The following is a 16,819-nucleotide window of genomic DNA, read 5'->3' on the forward strand; positions in this document are numbered from 1 at the left end:
AATGATCGCGTGAATCAGAATGTCGACAGTGCAGTCAGGTCTGTAGAGGCCGATCTGATTGCGCTGTCGCATTCGATTCACAGCGATCCGGAACTCGCCTTCGAAGAGTTCCGCAGCGCTGCCAAAGTGTCGGACCTGCTGGCGCAGCACGGTTTCGCGGTCACTCGCGGGATCGTCGATCTGCCGACGGCTTTCGACGCCACCTACGGCAGCGGAGAGTTGGTCATCGCGATCTGCGCCGAGTACGACGCGCTGCCCGAGATCGGTCATGCCTGTGGGCACAACATCATTGCCGCCGCCGCGGTCGGGGCCGGCATCGCGTTGGCTACCGTGGCCGATGAATTGGGGATCACGGTCCGAGTGATCGGTACTCCGGCGGAGGAAACCGGTGGCGGCAAAGTTCTGATGCTCGAGCGTGGTGCATTCGACGGCGTCGGTGCGGCCATGATGGTTCATCCAGGACCGATCGACATCATCGGTGCCACCTCGCTGGCCCTCGCGGACATCGCGGTCAGCTATCACGGTCGCGAAGCGCACGCCTCTGCTGCGCCTGAATTCGGTCGTAATGCCGCTGATGCAGCGACGCTCGCGCAGGTGGCGGTCGGACTGTTGCGTCAGCACCTGCAGCCAGGCCAGCAGATTCACGGAATTGTCAGTGACGGCGGCACGGCTCCCAACATCGTTCCGGCCCGGTCCGAACTGCTCTACTACCTGCGTGCCGAGACGGCCGCGTCGTTGGCCAATCTGTCCGAGCGTGCCGACGCCTGCTTCGCCTCGGGCGCACTCGGCACCGGATGCACCCACGAAATCCGCACGGTATCGCCCACTTACACCGAGTTGACCCCCGATCCGTGGCTGGCGTCGGCGTACCGTGAACAGATCGTCGATCTCGGGCGGGTGCCACTGGCGGTGGAATGGGAGCGCTCCCGTCCGCTGGGTAGTACGGATATGGGTAATGTGACCAATGTGATTCCGGGAATTCACCCGGTCATAGGCTTGGATTCATCGGGGGCAGTGACACATCAGCCGGAGTTCGCTGCGGCGTGTATCACCACCTCCGCAGATCGAGCGGTAGTCGACGGTGCAATTGCGTTGGCCCGCACTGCTGTCCGGGTAGCGTCCGATCCAGAACAACGCGCCCGTCTGTTGGAAGGGGTAGATCGCCGGTGAACGCGGCAATCGATACGTGGATTCACGCGCACACCGACGACCTCGTCGCGTGGCGTCGACACATCCATGCCAACCCGGAGTTGGCTCGCCGCGAATACGCGACCACCGAATTCGTCGCGACCCGCCTCACTGCGGCTGGGCTGTCGCCGAAGATCCTTCCCGGTGGCACCGGCCTCACGTGCGACATCGGACCGGAAGGTCCACGAATCGCACTTCGCGCCGACATGGACGCTTTGCCGATGCAGGAAGCGACAGGGGCGACGTATTCGTCCACGGTCCCCGGTGTATCCCATGCATGCGGGCACGACGCCCACACCACCATCCTGCTCGGCGCCGGATTGGCTCTGACCACGCTGCCCGAACTTCCCGTCGGGGTTCGGTTGATCTTCCAGCCCGCAGAGGAAGTCATGCCTGGTGGAGCACTCGACGTCATCGCGGCCGGCGCGCTCGACGGTGTGTCCAGAATCTTTGCTCTGCACTGCGATCCGCGACTCGAGGCAGGCCAGGTCGGCATGCGTCTGGGCGCGATCACCTCTGCTGCAGACACGATCGAGGTCGTCCTCGATTCTCCGGGTGGGCACACGTCGAGGCCGCACCTGACCACGGATCTGATCTACGCACTCGGCACAGTCGTGACCGGGCTGCCTGGAATGCTCAGCCGTCGTATCGATCCGCGTACCGGCACCGTCATGGTGTGGGGCGCGGTCAGTGCAGGTCAGGCGCCCAACGCGATTCCGCAGACGGGCATGATGACGGGCACGGTACGTACCGGCGATCACGATACGTGGGAGTTGCTCGAACCGCTCGTGGAAGAAATCGTCCACGGATTGCTCGCACCCACCGGCGTTCGCTACCAACTCAACTATCGTCGCGGAGTGCCACCGGTCGTCAACGACGAGGTGTCCACTCGGATGTTCGAGGACGCCATCGCGACCGTCGGACAAGATGCCTTGGCAGACACCCCGCAATCCGGTGGTGGCGAGGACTTTTCGTGGTACCTCGAAACCGTGCCGGGTGCCATGGCGCGGCTCGGCGTGTGGTCGGGTGAAGGCGATCAGCTCGATATCCACCAACCCACTTTCGATCTCGACGAGCGTGCACTCGGCGTCGGTGTGAAGGTTCTCACGAGCCTGGTTCTGGGATAGTTCCGGTTCCCGTCGGGGGTACCGTTTTTCGTTCGTTCGAGTGAAGGTACGGGCATGTCCATAGGTGTGGGAGTGCGAATCGGCACATTGGTGTCGACGGCTGTCGTTGCGTCGAACGATCCGGGTTCGGCCGATCCAGTGGTCTTGGTTCGGGACACGATCCTCAATCAACGCAAGGACGGAACGACGGTGCTCGGTGGCACCGAGCAATTGGGTGCCGGTCGGGAGTTCGCCGAGAGCTGGTCGGGTTTTGTCGGTCGCGTCGGGGACCCGAGTGGCGTCGCAGGAACAGCCGATACTCGTTACCGCGCCGAGGATTTGGTGGCAACTTCGATTCGCTGTCTGTTGCAGGAATGTGAGCCGCTGCCCGATCGCGGTGGTCGAAGCGGGGGAGCCCCCGACATCGTCGCCACGTACCCGTCGCGCTGGGACTCGTCCACTGCTGCCCTCATGCAGGATTCTCTCGTTTACGCGGGCCTCGAACGAGTCACACTCGTCTCGGATGCCGAGGCGGTTTCGGCGTGGTTCGAGTCGGAAATCGCGGCACTCGCCGGCACGCTCATCGGCATCTATCACGTGGACGACACCGGAGCAGCGGTCACGCTGGTGCGTTCGGGTGTCGCCGCGGGCCGCGCATTCGGCTTTGCCGGCGACGGGAGTTCGCCGAGTTCACGCCTCGCGACGGCTTTGGGTGCGTTCGGTTGGATGCCGGAGAACCTGGACGCCGTAGTCGTCACCGGTGACGGAGAACCGGCGACGGACAAGGCAGCCATGATGTCCATAGCTGCCGGGATTGCCGAAAAGCTCGGTGTCAGATGTGAACTCGGACCCGGACCCGAACAGTCGGCCGCGCTGGGAGCCGCGATCCTCGCTGCCGGGTTCACCTCGACGTCGCACACGATCGTGCCGATCGGGTTGCCGCCTTCACACGACGTGACCGAGGTGTTCGACACCCTGGGGCGCGAGAAGGTGGCGGCTGAAACCGCAGCCGGGGTGGCAACAGCCGAGCCGGAAACTGAGGTTGTCGCAGGCGAATCGGAGTCGCGCGGTTCGAAGCGCATTCTCGTCGGAGTCGCGATTGTGGTCGTGCTCGCGGCACTCGCGGTGCTCGCGTATTTCCTGCTGCTTTGAGCAGGACAGCGATCTAGTCCGTCACTCCGTTACCCGGACCCACATTGCGGCTGTTTCGCGTCCGCAGTTCACGCACGTACTCGGCCGGCGCTCCGGCAATTTCGGCGGCGTCGGCCATCACACCGATGTAGCGGGCGGACGGCAGTCCACCTTCGTACGCGTCCATGACGTAGAGCCACGCGAGGACTGCATCGCCGGCTGTGTCGACCCGCACTCGGATCTTGCGGTGCAGACCCAGTTCGGCGCCTTCCCAGCGGTCCAGGCTTACTTCGTCCTCTTCCGGGACGTCGTAGAGAACCACGAAAACACTGGAGTCGGGATCTTCGACCACGGTGGCGAGAGCGCCCTCCCAGCCGATGTCCTCGCCGCTGAAGGTCAGGCGCCAGCCTCGCAGCCACCCTGTCCCGGACATGGGCGAGTGTGGGCAGCGCAACAACATCTGCTCGGGATGCATGTTGGAACCGTAAGCGGCATAAATCGACACGGGCGCAAGCCTAAACCGTGGTCCGAGGGTGTGGCGAAGCGGACCACCGGACGCAAGTAATCTGGTACAAGCACTGCGCGACACGTGGTGCTCGAATAGCGTGACACTGGTCGACGGGAGACCCCTGCCGGCCACGCGAGGACTTGGAGGACACATGACCCGGATCGTGATCATCGGTGGCGGACCCGCCGGCTACGAGGCGGCACTGGTAGCCGCGCAGCACGGGGCCACGGTCACCCTGGTCGATTCGGACGGCGTCGGCGGTGCATGTGTGCTGTTCGACTGTGTTCCGTCGAAGACATTCATCGCGTCCACCGGAATCCGCACCGACATGCGTCGTGCATCCGATCTCGGCATCACCTTGGATCCGGAGCAGGCTTCGGTTTCATTGCCGAAGATCCACTCCCGAGTCAAGAGTCTCGCGTTGTCCCAGTCCTCGGACATTCGCGCACGGTTGCAGACGGTCGGCGTCGAGGTTCTCTCCGGTACCGCCGAACTGACCGATCCGCTCCTCGGAATGGCGGCGCACCAGGTTCGCGCGACGCTCGGAAGCGGTGAGCAGAAGACCATCGACGCAGACGTCGTGTTGATCGCCACCGGCGCCAGCCCCCGCATCATCCCGGGCGCGGAGCCCGACGGTGAGCGAATCATGACGTGGCGTCAGCTCTACGACTTGGACGAGCTGCCCGAGCACCTGGTAGTGGTCGGTTCCGGTGTCACCGGTGCCGAGTTCGTCTCCGCGTACACCGAGATGGGTGTCAAGGTCACTCTCGTGTCCAGTCGTGACCGTGTTCTGCCCGGCGAGGATGCCGATGCGGCACTCGTACTCGAGGACGCCCTCGCCGAGCGCGGTGTCTCCCTCGTCAAGCACGCCCGCGCGGACGCCGTCGAGCGCACCGAGAAGGGCATCGTCGTCAAGCTCTCCGACGGCCGCACGGTCGAAGGGAGCCACGCTTTGATGACCGTCGGTTCCGTCCCCAACACCAACGGTCTCGGCCTGGAACGGGTCGGCATCGAGTTGGACAAGGGTGGATACCTGCGTGTCGACCGGGTTTCGCGCACCACGGTCTCCGGAATCTACGCTGCCGGTGACTGCACCGGACTGCTTCCGCTCGCCTCGGTGGCTGCGATGCAGGGACGCATCGCGATGTACCACGCGCTCGGTGAAGGCGTCAGCCCGATCAAGTTGAAGACTGTCGCGTCGGCCGTCTTCACGCGCCCCGAAATTGCAACGGTGGGTGTTTCGCAGGCGGCGATCGACAACGGAGAGGTGCCTGCTCGCACCGTCATGTTGCCGCTCAATACCAACCCGCGCGCCAAGATGTCCGGTTTGCGTCGCGGTTTCGTGAAGATCTTCTGCCGTCCGGCTACCGGCGTGGTCATCGGCGGTGTTGTGGTCGCACCCACTGCTTCGGAACTGATCTTGCCGATCGCGATCGCCGTACAGAACAACCTGACGGTCAACGACCTGGCGCAGACGTTCTCGGTGTACCCGTCGCTGACCGGATCGATCACCGAGGCTGCTCGTCAGCTCATGCGTCACGACGACCTGGACTGAGAACGGATCAGAGTCTTCTTATAATGTGGGAACTCTGTTTCACATACTGAAGTATTGGTGAGATAGTCGGGATACCGACCGAATCAAGGGTCGGTATCTCGGCGCTCTCCCGCCCCGTTGACCCAGGACGGCTCAGGGTGTTTTCCTCTGACCTACACTTTGCGTGCCTGGGAGCTTCACATGACACACGCCGCGCTGTCCGCTCGTATGGACGGACTCCGTAGTTCTGCAATTCGCGATCTACTCACCCTGACTGCCCGACCCGACGTCATCAGTTTGGCCGGCGGGCTACCCGACCCCGATTTCATTCCGCGGGAACGAATCTCGAAGGCGGCACACGACTCGCTCGGTGACCCTTCGTCCGTCCAGTACGGCGAGACCTCCGGCCTGCGTCGCCTCCGTGAGGTGGTCGCCGAGCGCGAATCCACGAAAATCGGGCGATCACTCGACGCGTCCGAAGTTGTGATCACACACGGTTCTCAGCAAGGTTTGAGCTTGCTCGCACAGGTGCTCCTCGACGTCGGTGACGTTGTGGTCGTGGAGGAACCGGCGTATCCCGGTGCGCTCCAGGTCTTTCGGACGGCGCAGGCCAGTCTCGTTCCGGTCCAGCTGGACGAGGACGGGATGGACACCGCCGCGCTCGAGGTGAAACTCGATGCCGGTCTTCGGCCCAAAGTTGTTCACACCGTGAGTAATTTTCACAACCCGCGCGGCGCGGTGCTCTCCGTGCAGCGCCGAACGCACCTGGCTGCACTGGCCGACCGATACGGATTCTGGGTTCTCGAGGACGACCCGTACGGCGAGCTGTACTTCGGCGACCAACCGCCCGCGCCACTGGCGGCGTTGTCGGACAGGGTGATTCGGCTGTCCAGTGCCTCCAAGGTGTTGGCGCCGGCGCTACGCGTCGGCTGGCTGCACGGCGATCGGCGAGTCTGCGAGGCCGTCGAACTGATCAAGCAAGGTGCTGATCTGTGCGGTTCTTCGCTCACTCAGCAGATCGCCGCTGACCTCTTCTCCGACCGCGGGTGGTTCGACGCGCATCTCGACAAGCTCCGGGCGGGGTACGGAGCCAGAGCGAAGGCAATGGTCACGGCCGCGGAGACTGAATTGGGTGGTCGTGCAAGCTTTTCCGAGGTCCGCGGCGGCATGTTCTGCTGGATGGATTTTCTCGACGACGTCGATACCACCGAACTCCTGGGGGTCGCACTGAAATACGGAGTCGCTTTTGTCCCAGGTTCGGCGTTCGCAGTCGAAGCGGACCTCAGCCGAAGCGCTCGACTGTGTTTCGCGACGTATCCTGAAGCCGTGCTGGTCGATGCCGTAGGCAGGCTCCGGGACAGTGTCAGCGTAGGTACAGCCTGACCTTGTCGATCGTGTTGCGGAGCAGATCGATCTCCGTGCCCGATGGTGGGGTGGTGACGGTGACATGGTCGGCGACGGCCAGGTCCCATCCCGTCGACTCCCGTACCTGATCGACAGAGATTCCCTCGTGGACGCTGGTCAACTCCAGTTCGCCGCCGGGGCCCTGGTGTGTCAGGACGCCGAGGTTGGTGAAAACCTTGGTCACTCCTGCACCTGCCGGCATGATGCCCTTTCCGCTGGCGAGGGCGCGGGCGGGGCTTGGTGAGGTGCAGAAGTCGAGCTCGGCAGGAAACGAACTGAGGTCGTGGCGACGCATTACGACGAAGATTTCGGCGGCGTTCGCGATGATCTCGACAGCCCCGCCCGCTCCGGGCAGTCTGACGGTCGGGTTCTTCCAGTCACCGATGAAACTCGTGTTAAGGCTGCCCGTTCGATCGATTTGAGCGGCCCCCAGAAATCCGACGTCGACGTTGCCACCTTGCAGGACATAGCCGAAGAGCGCGGCCATGCTCAGCACGGATTCGGCACCGGAGACAACCACGGAGTCGGCGATACCCTCGGCCATGGCTGACGGGTGCGCGCCGCACACCCCGGACTCGTAGATCAGCTCGACATACGGATTCGACGTGTGCCTCGCGAGATCGACTGCGAGCGTGGGTAGCCCAACTCCGGCAAAGACTCGGCGTTTACCCGCCAATTCGCGTGCCGCGACGGCGACGATGGTTTCGGTAGAGGTGGTCGGACCGATGTCGATCGTGGTGGTCATAGTCTGCTCCCGTAGTCGACTGGTGTGGAGAGTTTTGATCCGACCTCGAGATCGGTCCAGTAGTCTGCTCCGAGTTGGGCGAGATACTCGCTGTGACTGTCGAGTGCGTACACCCAATCGTCGAGCCAATCTCTCAGCCGTGAAGGATCTTTGGAAATTTCGGTCCAGCGTCGGTAGAAGCCGCAATCGCGGTCGTAGTATCCCTGTGCGTACGACGGGTGCGCGCCGCGTGGGCAGACGACAACCGCGTCGACTGCGTGCGAGGGAATCAGAGTTCGGCTGGGGTCGGACCTGATGACCTCGTCGTCGACCAGTTCTTCGACAATGACGATCGCCTTCTTCGCGGCGTACACGGCTTCTTGCTGCACCCCGGCGATGCCCCAGATCTGTGCGTTCCCGGACGCGTCCGCTCGCTGTGCACCGATGATCGTCACATCCGGATTCAGTGGCGGCACAACGTAGACGCTCCCGCCGCCGTACGGGTCGTCGACGAGTCTCAGTTGTGGGTTGAGCGCGGGCAGATCACTCCCGGCGTACGACCGTAGCGGAAAGAAGGGAAGCCTGGCGGCTCCAGCCTGATACCGGCAGACCATGCCGTAGTGGCTGTATTCCTCGACTTCGAGGGGGAGCGGGTCCTGTTTCTCGATGCGTCTGCGTAACTCGTACAGAGAGCCCGCGGACCCGCTGGCGAAGAACGATGCAACCAGCTTTCGGACGCAGCCGGCGGCGACGAGCTGATCGGAAACGATGTCCGGCGTCATCCGGCACAGCGTGAGGTCCTTTCTGCCCTGCCGGATGATCTCGTGTGCCGCGGCAAACGGAATGAGATGCGAAAATCCTTCCAGTGCAACAGTCATGCCGTCTCCGACGTATCGACCGATGGCCTCTTTCATCGAGAGGGTCTTGTCCACGTGTGTACCTCTTCTTGCGTTCTCGCGCACTCGGTCGGTTTCGGAAACTTGACAGGGTCGGCCGGCATGGCGCAACAATGTCGGGTGGAAATTCATCAGATCAACGCATTTCTCGCGGTGGCTGAGGAGCTACATTTCGGCCGTGCGGCGCAGAGGCTTCGGATTGCGCAGCCGCCACTGAGTCGAACGATCAGGCAATTCGAGAAACAGCTCGGTTCGCCGTTGTTCGATCGAAGTACTCGAACCGTGCGGTTGACTGCTGCCGGCGAAGCGCTGCTGCTGCCGGCGCGCGAGATACTGGACGCGTGCCGGATGGCCGAGATCGCGGTGTCCGCGGCAGGCAAGGGAACGACAGGTCGCGTTCGCCTGGGTTTTGCGGGAACCTCGTCGCATCTGCTCGTCGGGCGGTGGGCGAAATTGGTGAGAAAGACGAATCCTGGTATCGAATTCGTCCTCGACAGTTCCGCTTTCGCGAACGAGGCGTTGTTGATGCTGCTCGATCGACGACTCGACATCGGGATGGTGCGGTGGACCGTTCCGCCGCTCGGGATCACGTCGAGGTTGATCGCCGAGGAGGACTTTCTGGTTGCCATGTCGAAAGACCACCCGTTGGCGTTGAGGGACTCGGTTCGGTTGATCGAATTGGAGTCCGAGAATTGGGTGACGCTTCCGGCTGAACCAGGGTCGATTCTGAGGGAATCTCTGCTCACTGCGTCGAAGAACGCAGGGTTCCTCGCCCGAATCGTGCAGACGGCACCGGATTCGATGTCGTTGATCGCGCTGGTGTCCGCGGAAATCGGATGCTCGTTGACCATCTCCTCGGTAGCCCAGAGCATCGTGAACCCGGATGTGGTCTTTGTTCCCGTCATGGATCCACCTCCTCCTCTTCAACTTCGTATCGCCTGGCGAGAGGGAGACGACAGACCTGCTCTTCTCGAAGTGTTGAAATTGTCCGAGCAGGCTCTGCCGTCGCTGGCTTAGACGGTTGCCCGACCTGAAGTAATTTCACCGGCTTCGGACTTAGGCGAGTTAGCGCTTCCGGCAAGGGTGTTCTCGAGTTCGAGTTCGTCGTAATCCGCCTGCTCGGCCGTCGAGAGTTCGCTTGCGTTGTACCCGGTTCGGCGGAGCAGGAGAAGGGTGCAGATCAGCGAGACAAGTGCGTACAGCCCCGACACGATCGCGACCCCGACGATGTTGCCGGACGTGTTGAGCATCCATTGCGCCAGTACCGGAGTTCCGCCGCCGACGATGAGGGAACACAGTTGGTACGCCGTCGACAGGCCGGTGTAACGGATGTTGGCGGGGAAGGCCCGAGCGAGAACGCCGGCTATCGCGCCGTAGAACATCGAGTGCGGGATCGTGGCGAGACACATCGCGACTACTGCGATGGTGAAGTTCCCGGTTCTGATGGCGAAGAACATCGCGGGCATGAGAACGAATTCCGGTATCACCATCAGACACATGGCTTTTCGCATGTCGATCTTGGAGACCAGGACGGCGCCGAACGGTTGGACGATGAACTGTACGACAAGCGCGATCGCGATGGCGGCGAGGAAGGTTCCTCGGTCGTATCCGAGTTCTTTCGTGGCCCAGGACAATGCGAAGGTGTTCTTGAAGTAGGTGACCTGCGCGAGGGGGAGTGCGCCGGCGCCGAGGAGAACCAGTACCCAATGCTTGCGCAACACTTCGGCGAGCGGAAGTTTGACGATCTTCTTGCGGGCGAGAACGGCTTTCATCTCGTCGGACTCTTCGAGTTTGAGGCGAATGATCATCCCGAGAATGACCAGGCCTGCCGAAACGAGAAATGGGATTCGCCAGCCGTAGAGAAGGAATGACGGCGTCGGCATCGAGGACAGCAGGAAGAATGCGATGGTGGCCAACAGATTTCCGGCGGGTGAGCCCTGTTGAGCGAACGCGGAGTAGAGGATGCTCTTGCCCTTCGGCGCGTTCTCGCTGGCGATGAGCACTGCACCGCCCCACTCGCCACCGACCGCGACTCCTTGGATGACGCGAAGGGTGACCAGGCCGATCGGCGCCCAGATCCCTACCTGTGCGTAGGTGGGGAGGAGTCCGATGCCGACGGTGGCGACGCCCATCATCATCAAGGTGATGACCAGAGTGTTCTTGCGTCCGATCCGGTCGCCGAGGTGACCGAAGATGATCCCGCCGATCGGCCGGGCGAGGAAGCCCGCCCACAGAGTGATGAAGGCGAGGAGCGTTCCGACTCCGCTCGGGAGAGTGTCGGAGAAGAAGATGTCGCCGAAGACCAAGGCAGCCGCGGTGCCGTAGATGTAGAAGTCGTACCACTCGATAGTGGTTCCGATGAACGAAGCGATACCGGCTCTTCGTGCTTTGGCGTTGCTCTCCTCGGAACTGCGAGTGGGTGAACTCATGCGTGGCGACCTTTCTCTGCATCATTCGCGGCGCCGAAACGTGGCGCGCCTGAATGAGATTCGCAGAGTGGTGTAGGTCACGTCCAATACCAAGTTGGTCGCCTATTGATACCTCAGGAGTATCAATAGGCGACCACGATCAGCTCTTCCGGTATGGAAGGGTCGGGGTGACTACTCCGACCAGTTGTACGTCCTCTCGACGGCCTTGTTCCACTCCGCGTACAGCCGTGCTCGCTCGGACTCGTTCATCGCCGGTTCCCAAGTCTGACCGACGGCCCAGTTGTTTCGGATGTCTTCGGTGTCCGCCCAGTAACCGATGGCGAGGCCCGCTGCATATGCAGCGCCGAGCGCTGTCGTTTCGTTGACCACCGGACGGATGACGGGAACTCCGAGGATGTCCGACTGGAACTGCATCAGGGTTTCGTTGACCACCATGCCGCCGTCGACCTTCAGCGCGGAGAGTTCGACGCCTGAATCCGCTCGCATGGCGTCGATGACCTCGCGGGTTTGGTATGCCGTTGCTTCGAGTGCCGCGCGGGCGAGGTGTCCCTTGTTGACGAAGCGCGTCAGGCCGACGATGACGCCGCGCGCGTCCGGTCGCCACCGGGGTGCGAAGAGTCCCGAGAACGCGGGTACGAAGTAGGCGCCGCCGTTGTCGTCGACACTTGCGGCGAGCGGCTCGATGTCCTTGGCGTTCTGAATGATTCCGAGATTGTCTCGAAGCCACTGGACCAAGGATCCCGTCACCGCGACGGAACCTTCGAGTGCATAGACGGCGGGGGCTTCGCCGAGTTTGTAGCAGACGGTGGTCAGCAGTCCGTGCTTGCTGTGAACCGGCTTAGTTCCCGTATTGAGAAGCATGAAATTGCCGGTGCCGTAGGTGTTCTTGGCTTCACCCTCGGAGAGGCAGGCCTGACCGAAGGTCGCTGCCTGTTGGTCACCCAGAATTCCGGCGACCGGTACTCCGGCGAGATTGCCGCGAGGGCGACCGGTGCCGTACACCTCGGAAGAACTACGGATTTCCGGGAGCATCGACATCGGGATTCCGAAGTCCGCACAGATCGATTCGTCCCACTGAAGGGTCTCCAGATCCATCAACATCGTGCGTGACGCATTGGTGACATCTGTCACGTGAACACCCTCGGTCAAGTTCCACACGATCCACGTGTCGACAGTGCCGAAGCACAGCTCCCCGGCCTCCGCTTTGGCTCTCGCTCCGTCCACGTTGTCGAGAATCCAGCGGATCTTCGGCCCGGCGAAGTAGGTCGAGAGCGGTAGTCCGGTCTTGTCTCGATACTTGTCCGGACCCTCGTCGCCGCCCAGTTCGACACACAGTTGATCCGTGCGCGTGTCCTGCCACACGATCGCGTTGTAGATCGGCTTACCCGTCGAACGCTCCCAAACGATGGTCGTCTCACGCTGATTCGTAATTCCGACGGCCGCGATGTCGGCCCGCGTGAGATCGACCTTCGCGAGAGCGCCGGCAACCACCTCCCGAGTGTTGATCCACAGCGCCACCGGATCGTGCTCGACCCAACCGGCACGCGGGAAAATCTGCTCGTGTTCTTTCTGCGCAACGCTCACCACGGCGCCGTTGTGATCGAAGATCATGCAGCGGCTCGACGTCGTGCCTTGGTCGATGGCGGCGATGTATTGATTCACTGTGCTCCTAGGTTCGGGCGCGTTCGCAGTAATCCGGGCGCTGTCGCAGTATGTGGATCAAGCTACTAGCCTGTAAACGGATTCGTCGTCGACTTACAGGAGACCGGGTTGAGTAAGCAGCAAGGTGCGCAGTTTCTCGGCCCGCAGCAGCGTGAAGCTGCTTGGGAACAACTTCAGACCGAGCAATTCGACGTCGTCGTGGTCGGTGGCGGTGTGGTCGGTGTCGGAGCTGCCCTCGATGCGGCAACCCGCGGACTCAAGGTTGCGTTGGTCGAGGCCCGTGACTACGCATCCGGCACGTCCAGTCGCTCGTCGAAGATGTTCCACGGCGGCCTCCGCTATCTCGAGCAACTCGAATTCGGCCTCGTTCGTGAGGCGTTGCGTGAGCGCGAACTCTCGCTGACCACGCTGGCGCCGCACCTGGTCAAGCCGCTGAAGTTCCTGTTCCCCTTGGCTCACCGAGTGTGGGAACGCCCGTACATGGCGGCAGGAATCTTCCTCTACGACCGGATGGGGGGCGCAAAGTCGGTCCCCTCCCAGAAGCACCTGACCCGGGCGGGCGCGCTGCGCATGTCGCCGAGCCTCAAGCGCAGTTCGCTGACCGGTGGCATCCAGTACTACGACACCGTCGTCGACGATGCTCGGCATACCATGACCGTCGCACGCACCGCTGCACATTACGGCGCAGTTGTGCGAACGTCGACGCAGGTCGTGGGCTTTCTGCGCGAGGCGGACCGGGTCTCGGGAGTTCGTGTTCGCGACTGCGAAGACGGTCGCACCGCCGAGGTCAAGGGTCACGTCGTCATCAACGCGACCGGTGTCTGGACGGACGAAATCCAGGCGCTCTCACGTCAGCGCGGACGGTTCCGGGTGCGAGCGTCGAAGGGTGTACACATCGTCGTCCCGCGCGATCGCATCGTCAGTGAAGCTGCCATCATTCTGCGCACCGAAAAGTCGGTGCTGTTCGTCATTCCGTGGGGCAGTCACTGGATTATCGGTACCACCGACACCGACTGGAACCTAGATCTTGCGCACCCCGCGGCAACCAAGGCCGATATCGACTACATCCTCGGTCACGTGAACTCCGTGCTGGTCACACCGCTGACGCACGCCGACATCGACGGTGTGTACGCCGGTCTGCGTCCGCTGCTTGCCGGTGAGAGCGACGAGACGTCGAAGCTCTCGCGCGAGCACGCCGTCGCCCGGGTCGCTCCCGGTCTGGTCGCCATCGCCGGCGGAAAGTACACGACGTATCGGGTCATGGCGGAAGACGCCGTCGACGTGGCTGCAGAAGACATTCCTGCGCGCGTGGCGTCGTCGATCACGGAGAAGGTGCCGCTCGTCGGTGCCGACGGCTACTTCGCGTTGATCAACCAGACCGTGCAACTGGGTGAGCAGTACGGCTTGCATCCGTATCGAGTCAAGCACCTGCTCGACCGTTACGGTTCGTTGATCACCGAGGTCCTCGAACTCGGCCGCCAGACGCCGGAGTTGTTGCAGCCCATCACGGATGCGCCCGATTATCTCCAGGTCGAAGCTGTGTACGCGGCTGCGGCCGAGGGCGCCCTACACCTCGACGACATCCTGGCTCGCCGCATGCGCATCGCTATCGAGTATCCGCATCGCGGGGTCAACTGCGCGCAGCAGGTCGCCGGATTGGTCGCACCGATTCTCGGTTGGGATGCCGCCACCGTCGAGCGTGAAGTCGACACCTACCGAGCACGTGTCGAAGCGGAGATCGAGTCACAGACCCAGCCGGACGACGAGTCGGCCGATGCCTTGCGCGCCGCAGCGCCGGAGTCGCGGGCCGAGATTCTCGAGCCCGTTGTCGTGGTGCCGGATCGGGTCTGAGTCGCCCGTCGTTTGCTCTCGCTCTGTCGTGGGTAGGCCGGATGACGAATCACCACCCGTGTCAGCACAGACCGGTCGAGCGTCGCCCAGGAGGATCCCAATGTTCGGTAGTCGGTCGCGGTCTGCTGAGGAACACATAGCCACCGCTTATCTGGTCACTCACCTGTGCGGAGCGATGGTAGGGCTGCAACTCTCGCGGTCACTCTCGGACTCGTACGGTGCCTGGGCTGAAGGCGAGTTGGATTCGCTGCCAGGTGAGCTCGAGTACGAGATCGAACAACTGCTTCAGCTGATCGAGGACACGCAGGGCATATCGCTGCCGCGGTACTCCAAGATCGATGCGACGGTCAATCGGATCCGACGCCTCGTTCACGTCGACGCCATCTGGCGTAATCGCCTCGTGAAGCTGGCGACTCTCGAGATCATGCGGACCGCGCTGTGCGGCAAGAGTGCGATGTGGGAGGTTCTGAGAGACATTCCGGCCGGGGAGACGGAGGAGCAGTACCGCGAGCTCAACGACCTGGTGTCCAAGCAGATCAGAACCGTGACGGGTCTGCATCACCGCGCAGCCACCGAGGCATTTCAGGGGGCAGACGGGCGGCAATCGGCGAGCGGCGGCGACCCCATCCGCTCGAGTAAGTAAGGTTTGTACCGTTCGATGAAGAATTCGATGAACGGTAGACCCCGAGGTGTATGGAGATGGCTGAGCGCGACCAAGCACTGACAGATCCCAAGGCAGTGTTCGCGGCGTTGGCGGAGATCCTCTATTCCGCGGCAGACAGCGCCGAGGTGTACTCCGCGATTTGTTCGGCAGCCGTCGAGTTGATCCCCGGTTGCGACCACGCAAGTCTGATGCTGCGACGGGGAAACACCAACGTCACGGTGGCTGCCAGCGACGAGATTGCCGAGTACGCAGACGATCTCGAGCGGGCCACGGGTGAGGGGCCATGCATCGACGCTCTCGACACGGAGGCACCGCAGCTCGAGTCGGACCTTCGCACTCCGAATCAGTGGCCGGAATTCGCCCGGAAGGTAGTGGCAGAGACACCCATTCGCGGCTCGATGGGGTTCCGACTGATGGTCGATCGTCAGAAGTTCGGTGCCCTCAACCTCTTCTCGGATACTCCGGGTGCTTTCACCGAAACCGTTGCCGACCACGCGATCATGTTGGCGTCGTTTGCGTCCGTGGCCGTCACCGCGCTGAACCGCGGAGAGGACGCCGACTCGCTGCGGCGCGGCCTGGCGAGCAGTCGTGAAATCGGTCAGGCCGTCGGTCTGCTGATGGCATTGCATCGTGTGTCCGACGACGAGGCCTTCGACATTCTGGTGCGAACCTCGCAGAACATGAACGTCAAGATCGCCGAGTTGGCGCGTAAGGTCATCGTCCAACATCGTTCGACTCTGGACTGAGCGCTTCGTTCGTGCTGGGAGAGCCGAGGAGTTGAGATCGCTTGCGATCCACCGTCTCTCGAAGTTCCGTCACCACCGCTGCGACTTCCGGGCGTCGCAAGGATTCCGAACGGGCCACCAGCCAGTACGAAAGTCTGACTTCGATGTGAGCCGGCAGCACGCGAATCAGATCGTCGTGCTGCTCGGCCATGAAACAGGGGAGCAGGCCGATGCCGGCACCCGCGCGCGTTGCCTCGATGTGGACGAACACGTTGGTGGACGTGACGGCCTCGCGCATGGAAACTGTTAGCTTGCGAGCCAGATCGAGTTCGTCGACCTGCAGCATCGAGTCGATGAAATACACGAGCGAGTGTTCGGCCAGATCTTCGGCACTTTCGGGGACAGCATTCTGACGTAGATACTCTCGGGAGGCGTACAAACCCAGCGCGTAGTCGGCCAGATGGACGGCTTCGGCGCGGTGAACTTGAGGTTTGCCGACAACAACCTCGATGTCGAGCCCCGAGCGTATCTGCGACGCCTTTCTGGTTGCGACAACAATCTCGACGCTGACGCGGGGATGGCGTCTGCGAACCGCTGCGCCGGCGGGCGCCGCGATGTAGGCGCTGAATCCGTCGGTCGCCGAGACTCGCACGACGCCGTCGAGTTGCTGCTGACCGGTGGAGTCGAGCGCCAGTTCGTTCACCGCGGCCTCGATGCGCTCGGCTGCGCTGAGGGCTTGTCTGCCCAGGTCGGTCAACTCCCAACCGCCGGACGAGCGAACCAGCACACGGCCGCCGAGGCTCTTCTCGAGCGAGGAAATGCGGCGCGAAATGGTGGTGTGGTTGAGGCCCAGGTCGTCGGCGGCGGTGTTGAAGCGACCGGTGCGACCGACCGCGAGAAGTACCAGTAGGTCGTCCGGGCTCAGTCCGAGAGTCATATCTGCATTTTTGCACCCATATGGTGCGAGATTTGTCATTGTCGTGCCAAGAATCTGCAC

15 protein-coding genes are annotated in these 16,819 nt (G+C 62.6%); 9 read left to right on the plus strand and 6 right to left on the minus strand.

Translation table 11 applies throughout. From position 1 onward, the window contains the following. Positions 1 to 9 precede the first annotated feature (9 nt). Genes R4P65_RS02890 through R4P65_RS02900 form a run of 3 tightly spaced genes read left to right on the plus strand, consistent with a single transcriptional unit; the run spans position 10 to position 3,446 of the window. Positions 10 to 1,170, plus strand: a complete 1,161-nt coding sequence (locus R4P65_RS02890; RefSeq protein WP_317825365.1) for a M20 family metallopeptidase — start codon at positions 10 to 12, stop codon at positions 1,168 to 1,170. Then, the gene (locus R4P65_RS02895; protein WP_317825366.1) at positions 1,167 to 2,315 is read left to right on the plus strand and encodes a M20 family metallopeptidase; all 1,149 of its coding nucleotides are present in this window, start codon (positions 1,167 to 1,169) and stop codon (positions 2,313 to 2,315) included. Before R4P65_RS02890 ends, R4P65_RS02895 begins: the two co-directional genes overlap by 4 nt. Positions 2,316 to 2,369: 54 nt before the next feature. Further along, a complete protein-coding gene (locus R4P65_RS02900) occupies positions 2,370 to 3,446 on the plus strand; it encodes a hypothetical protein (RefSeq protein ID WP_230812430.1) in 1,077 nt (358 codons plus the stop codon). Between the two features lie 13 nt (positions 3,447 to 3,459). Here the strand turns inward: R4P65_RS02900 and R4P65_RS02905 are convergent, their stop codons facing one another. Then, positions 3,460 to 3,930, minus strand: a complete 471-nt coding sequence (locus R4P65_RS02905) for a gamma-glutamylcyclotransferase (RefSeq protein ID WP_230812432.1) — start codon at positions 3,928 to 3,930, stop codon at positions 3,460 to 3,462. A 154-nt stretch (positions 3,931 to 4,084) separates the two neighbouring features. Between R4P65_RS02905 and R4P65_RS02910 the strand changes: the two genes are divergently transcribed. Together R4P65_RS02910 and R4P65_RS02915 are read left to right on the plus strand one after the other, a co-directional pair. After that, the gene (locus R4P65_RS02910; RefSeq protein ID WP_230812434.1) at positions 4,085 to 5,488 is read left to right on the plus strand and encodes an NAD(P)H-quinone dehydrogenase; all 1,404 of its coding nucleotides are present in this window, start codon (positions 4,085 to 4,087) and stop codon (positions 5,486 to 5,488) included. 180 nt (positions 5,489 to 5,668) lie between these two features. After that, positions 5,669 to 6,850: a PLP-dependent aminotransferase family protein gene (locus R4P65_RS02915; protein ID WP_317825367.1), complete on the plus strand. Its 1,182-nt coding sequence runs from the start codon at positions 5,669 to 5,671 to the stop codon at positions 6,848 to 6,850. On the opposite strand, the gene R4P65_RS02920 is transcribed toward R4P65_RS02915, so the two are convergent. Together R4P65_RS02920 and R4P65_RS02925 are read right to left on the minus strand one after the other, a co-directional pair. Continuing rightward, positions 6,831 to 7,616 carry a CoA-transferase subunit beta gene (locus tag R4P65_RS02920; RefSeq protein ID WP_317825368.1) on the minus strand — a complete coding sequence of 262 codons (786 nt, stop codon included), beginning with the start codon at positions 7,614 to 7,616 and terminating at the stop codon, positions 6,831 to 6,833. The two genes, R4P65_RS02915 and R4P65_RS02920, sit on opposite strands and share 20 nt — an antisense overlap. Next, positions 7,613 to 8,527: a CoA transferase subunit A gene (locus R4P65_RS02925; protein WP_317825369.1), complete on the minus strand. Its 915-nt coding sequence runs from the start codon at positions 8,525 to 8,527 to the stop codon at positions 7,613 to 7,615. The genes R4P65_RS02920 and R4P65_RS02925 overlap by 4 nt, the downstream gene beginning before the upstream one ends. An 84-nt stretch (positions 8,528 to 8,611) precedes the next feature. On the opposite strand from R4P65_RS02925, the gene R4P65_RS02930 reads away from it, so the two are divergent. Then, complete coding sequence (locus R4P65_RS02930; protein ID WP_317825370.1) at positions 8,612 to 9,508, plus strand: LysR substrate-binding domain-containing protein; 897 nt, start codon at positions 8,612 to 8,614, stop codon at positions 9,506 to 9,508. Here the strand turns inward: R4P65_RS02930 and R4P65_RS02935 are convergent. Next, the gene (locus R4P65_RS02935) at positions 9,505 to 10,920 is read right to left on the minus strand and encodes an MFS transporter (protein ID WP_317825371.1); all 1,416 of its coding nucleotides are present in this window, start codon (positions 10,918 to 10,920) and stop codon (positions 9,505 to 9,507) included. The two genes, R4P65_RS02930 and R4P65_RS02935, sit on opposite strands and share 4 nt — an antisense overlap. Positions 10,921 to 11,091: 171 nt before the next feature. Continuing rightward, on the minus strand, positions 11,092 to 12,582 hold the full coding sequence (gene glpK, locus R4P65_RS02940) for a glycerol kinase GlpK (protein ID WP_317825372.1): 1,491 nt from the start codon (positions 12,580 to 12,582) through the stop codon (positions 11,092 to 11,094). Positions 12,583 to 12,690: 108 nt separating this feature from the next. Between glpK and R4P65_RS02945 the strand changes: the two genes are divergently transcribed. From R4P65_RS02945 to R4P65_RS02955, 3 genes are all read left to right on the plus strand, one after another. Continuing rightward, positions 12,691 to 14,433, plus strand: coding sequence for a glycerol-3-phosphate dehydrogenase/oxidase (locus R4P65_RS02945; RefSeq protein ID WP_003940825.1), 1,743 nt, complete (start codon positions 12,691 to 12,693; stop codon positions 14,431 to 14,433). Positions 14,434 to 14,533: 100 nt separating this feature from the next. Beyond that, the gene (locus R4P65_RS02950; RefSeq protein ID WP_095969033.1) at positions 14,534 to 15,076 is read left to right on the plus strand and encodes a hypothetical protein; all 543 of its coding nucleotides are present in this window, start codon (positions 14,534 to 14,536) and stop codon (positions 15,074 to 15,076) included. Between the two features lie 50 nt (positions 15,077 to 15,126). After that, positions 15,127 to 15,843, plus strand: coding sequence for a GAF and ANTAR domain-containing protein (locus tag R4P65_RS02955; RefSeq protein WP_095969034.1), 717 nt, complete (start codon positions 15,127 to 15,129; stop codon positions 15,841 to 15,843). Here R4P65_RS02955 and R4P65_RS02960 read toward each other — a convergent pair. Beyond that, positions 15,812 to 16,759: a LysR family transcriptional regulator gene (locus R4P65_RS02960; protein ID WP_317825373.1), complete on the minus strand. Its 948-nt coding sequence runs from the start codon at positions 16,757 to 16,759 to the stop codon at positions 15,812 to 15,814. The two genes, R4P65_RS02955 and R4P65_RS02960, sit on opposite strands and share 32 nt — an antisense overlap. Between the last annotated feature and the right edge of the window lie 60 nt (positions 16,760 to 16,819).

Origin of the sequence: Rhodococcus sp. IEGM 1318 (genome assembly GCF_033142465.1) — a bacterium.
In the GTDB taxonomy this organism is placed as follows: Bacteria; Actinomycetota; Actinomycetes; order Mycobacteriales; family Mycobacteriaceae; genus Rhodococcus_F; species Rhodococcus_F qingshengii_B.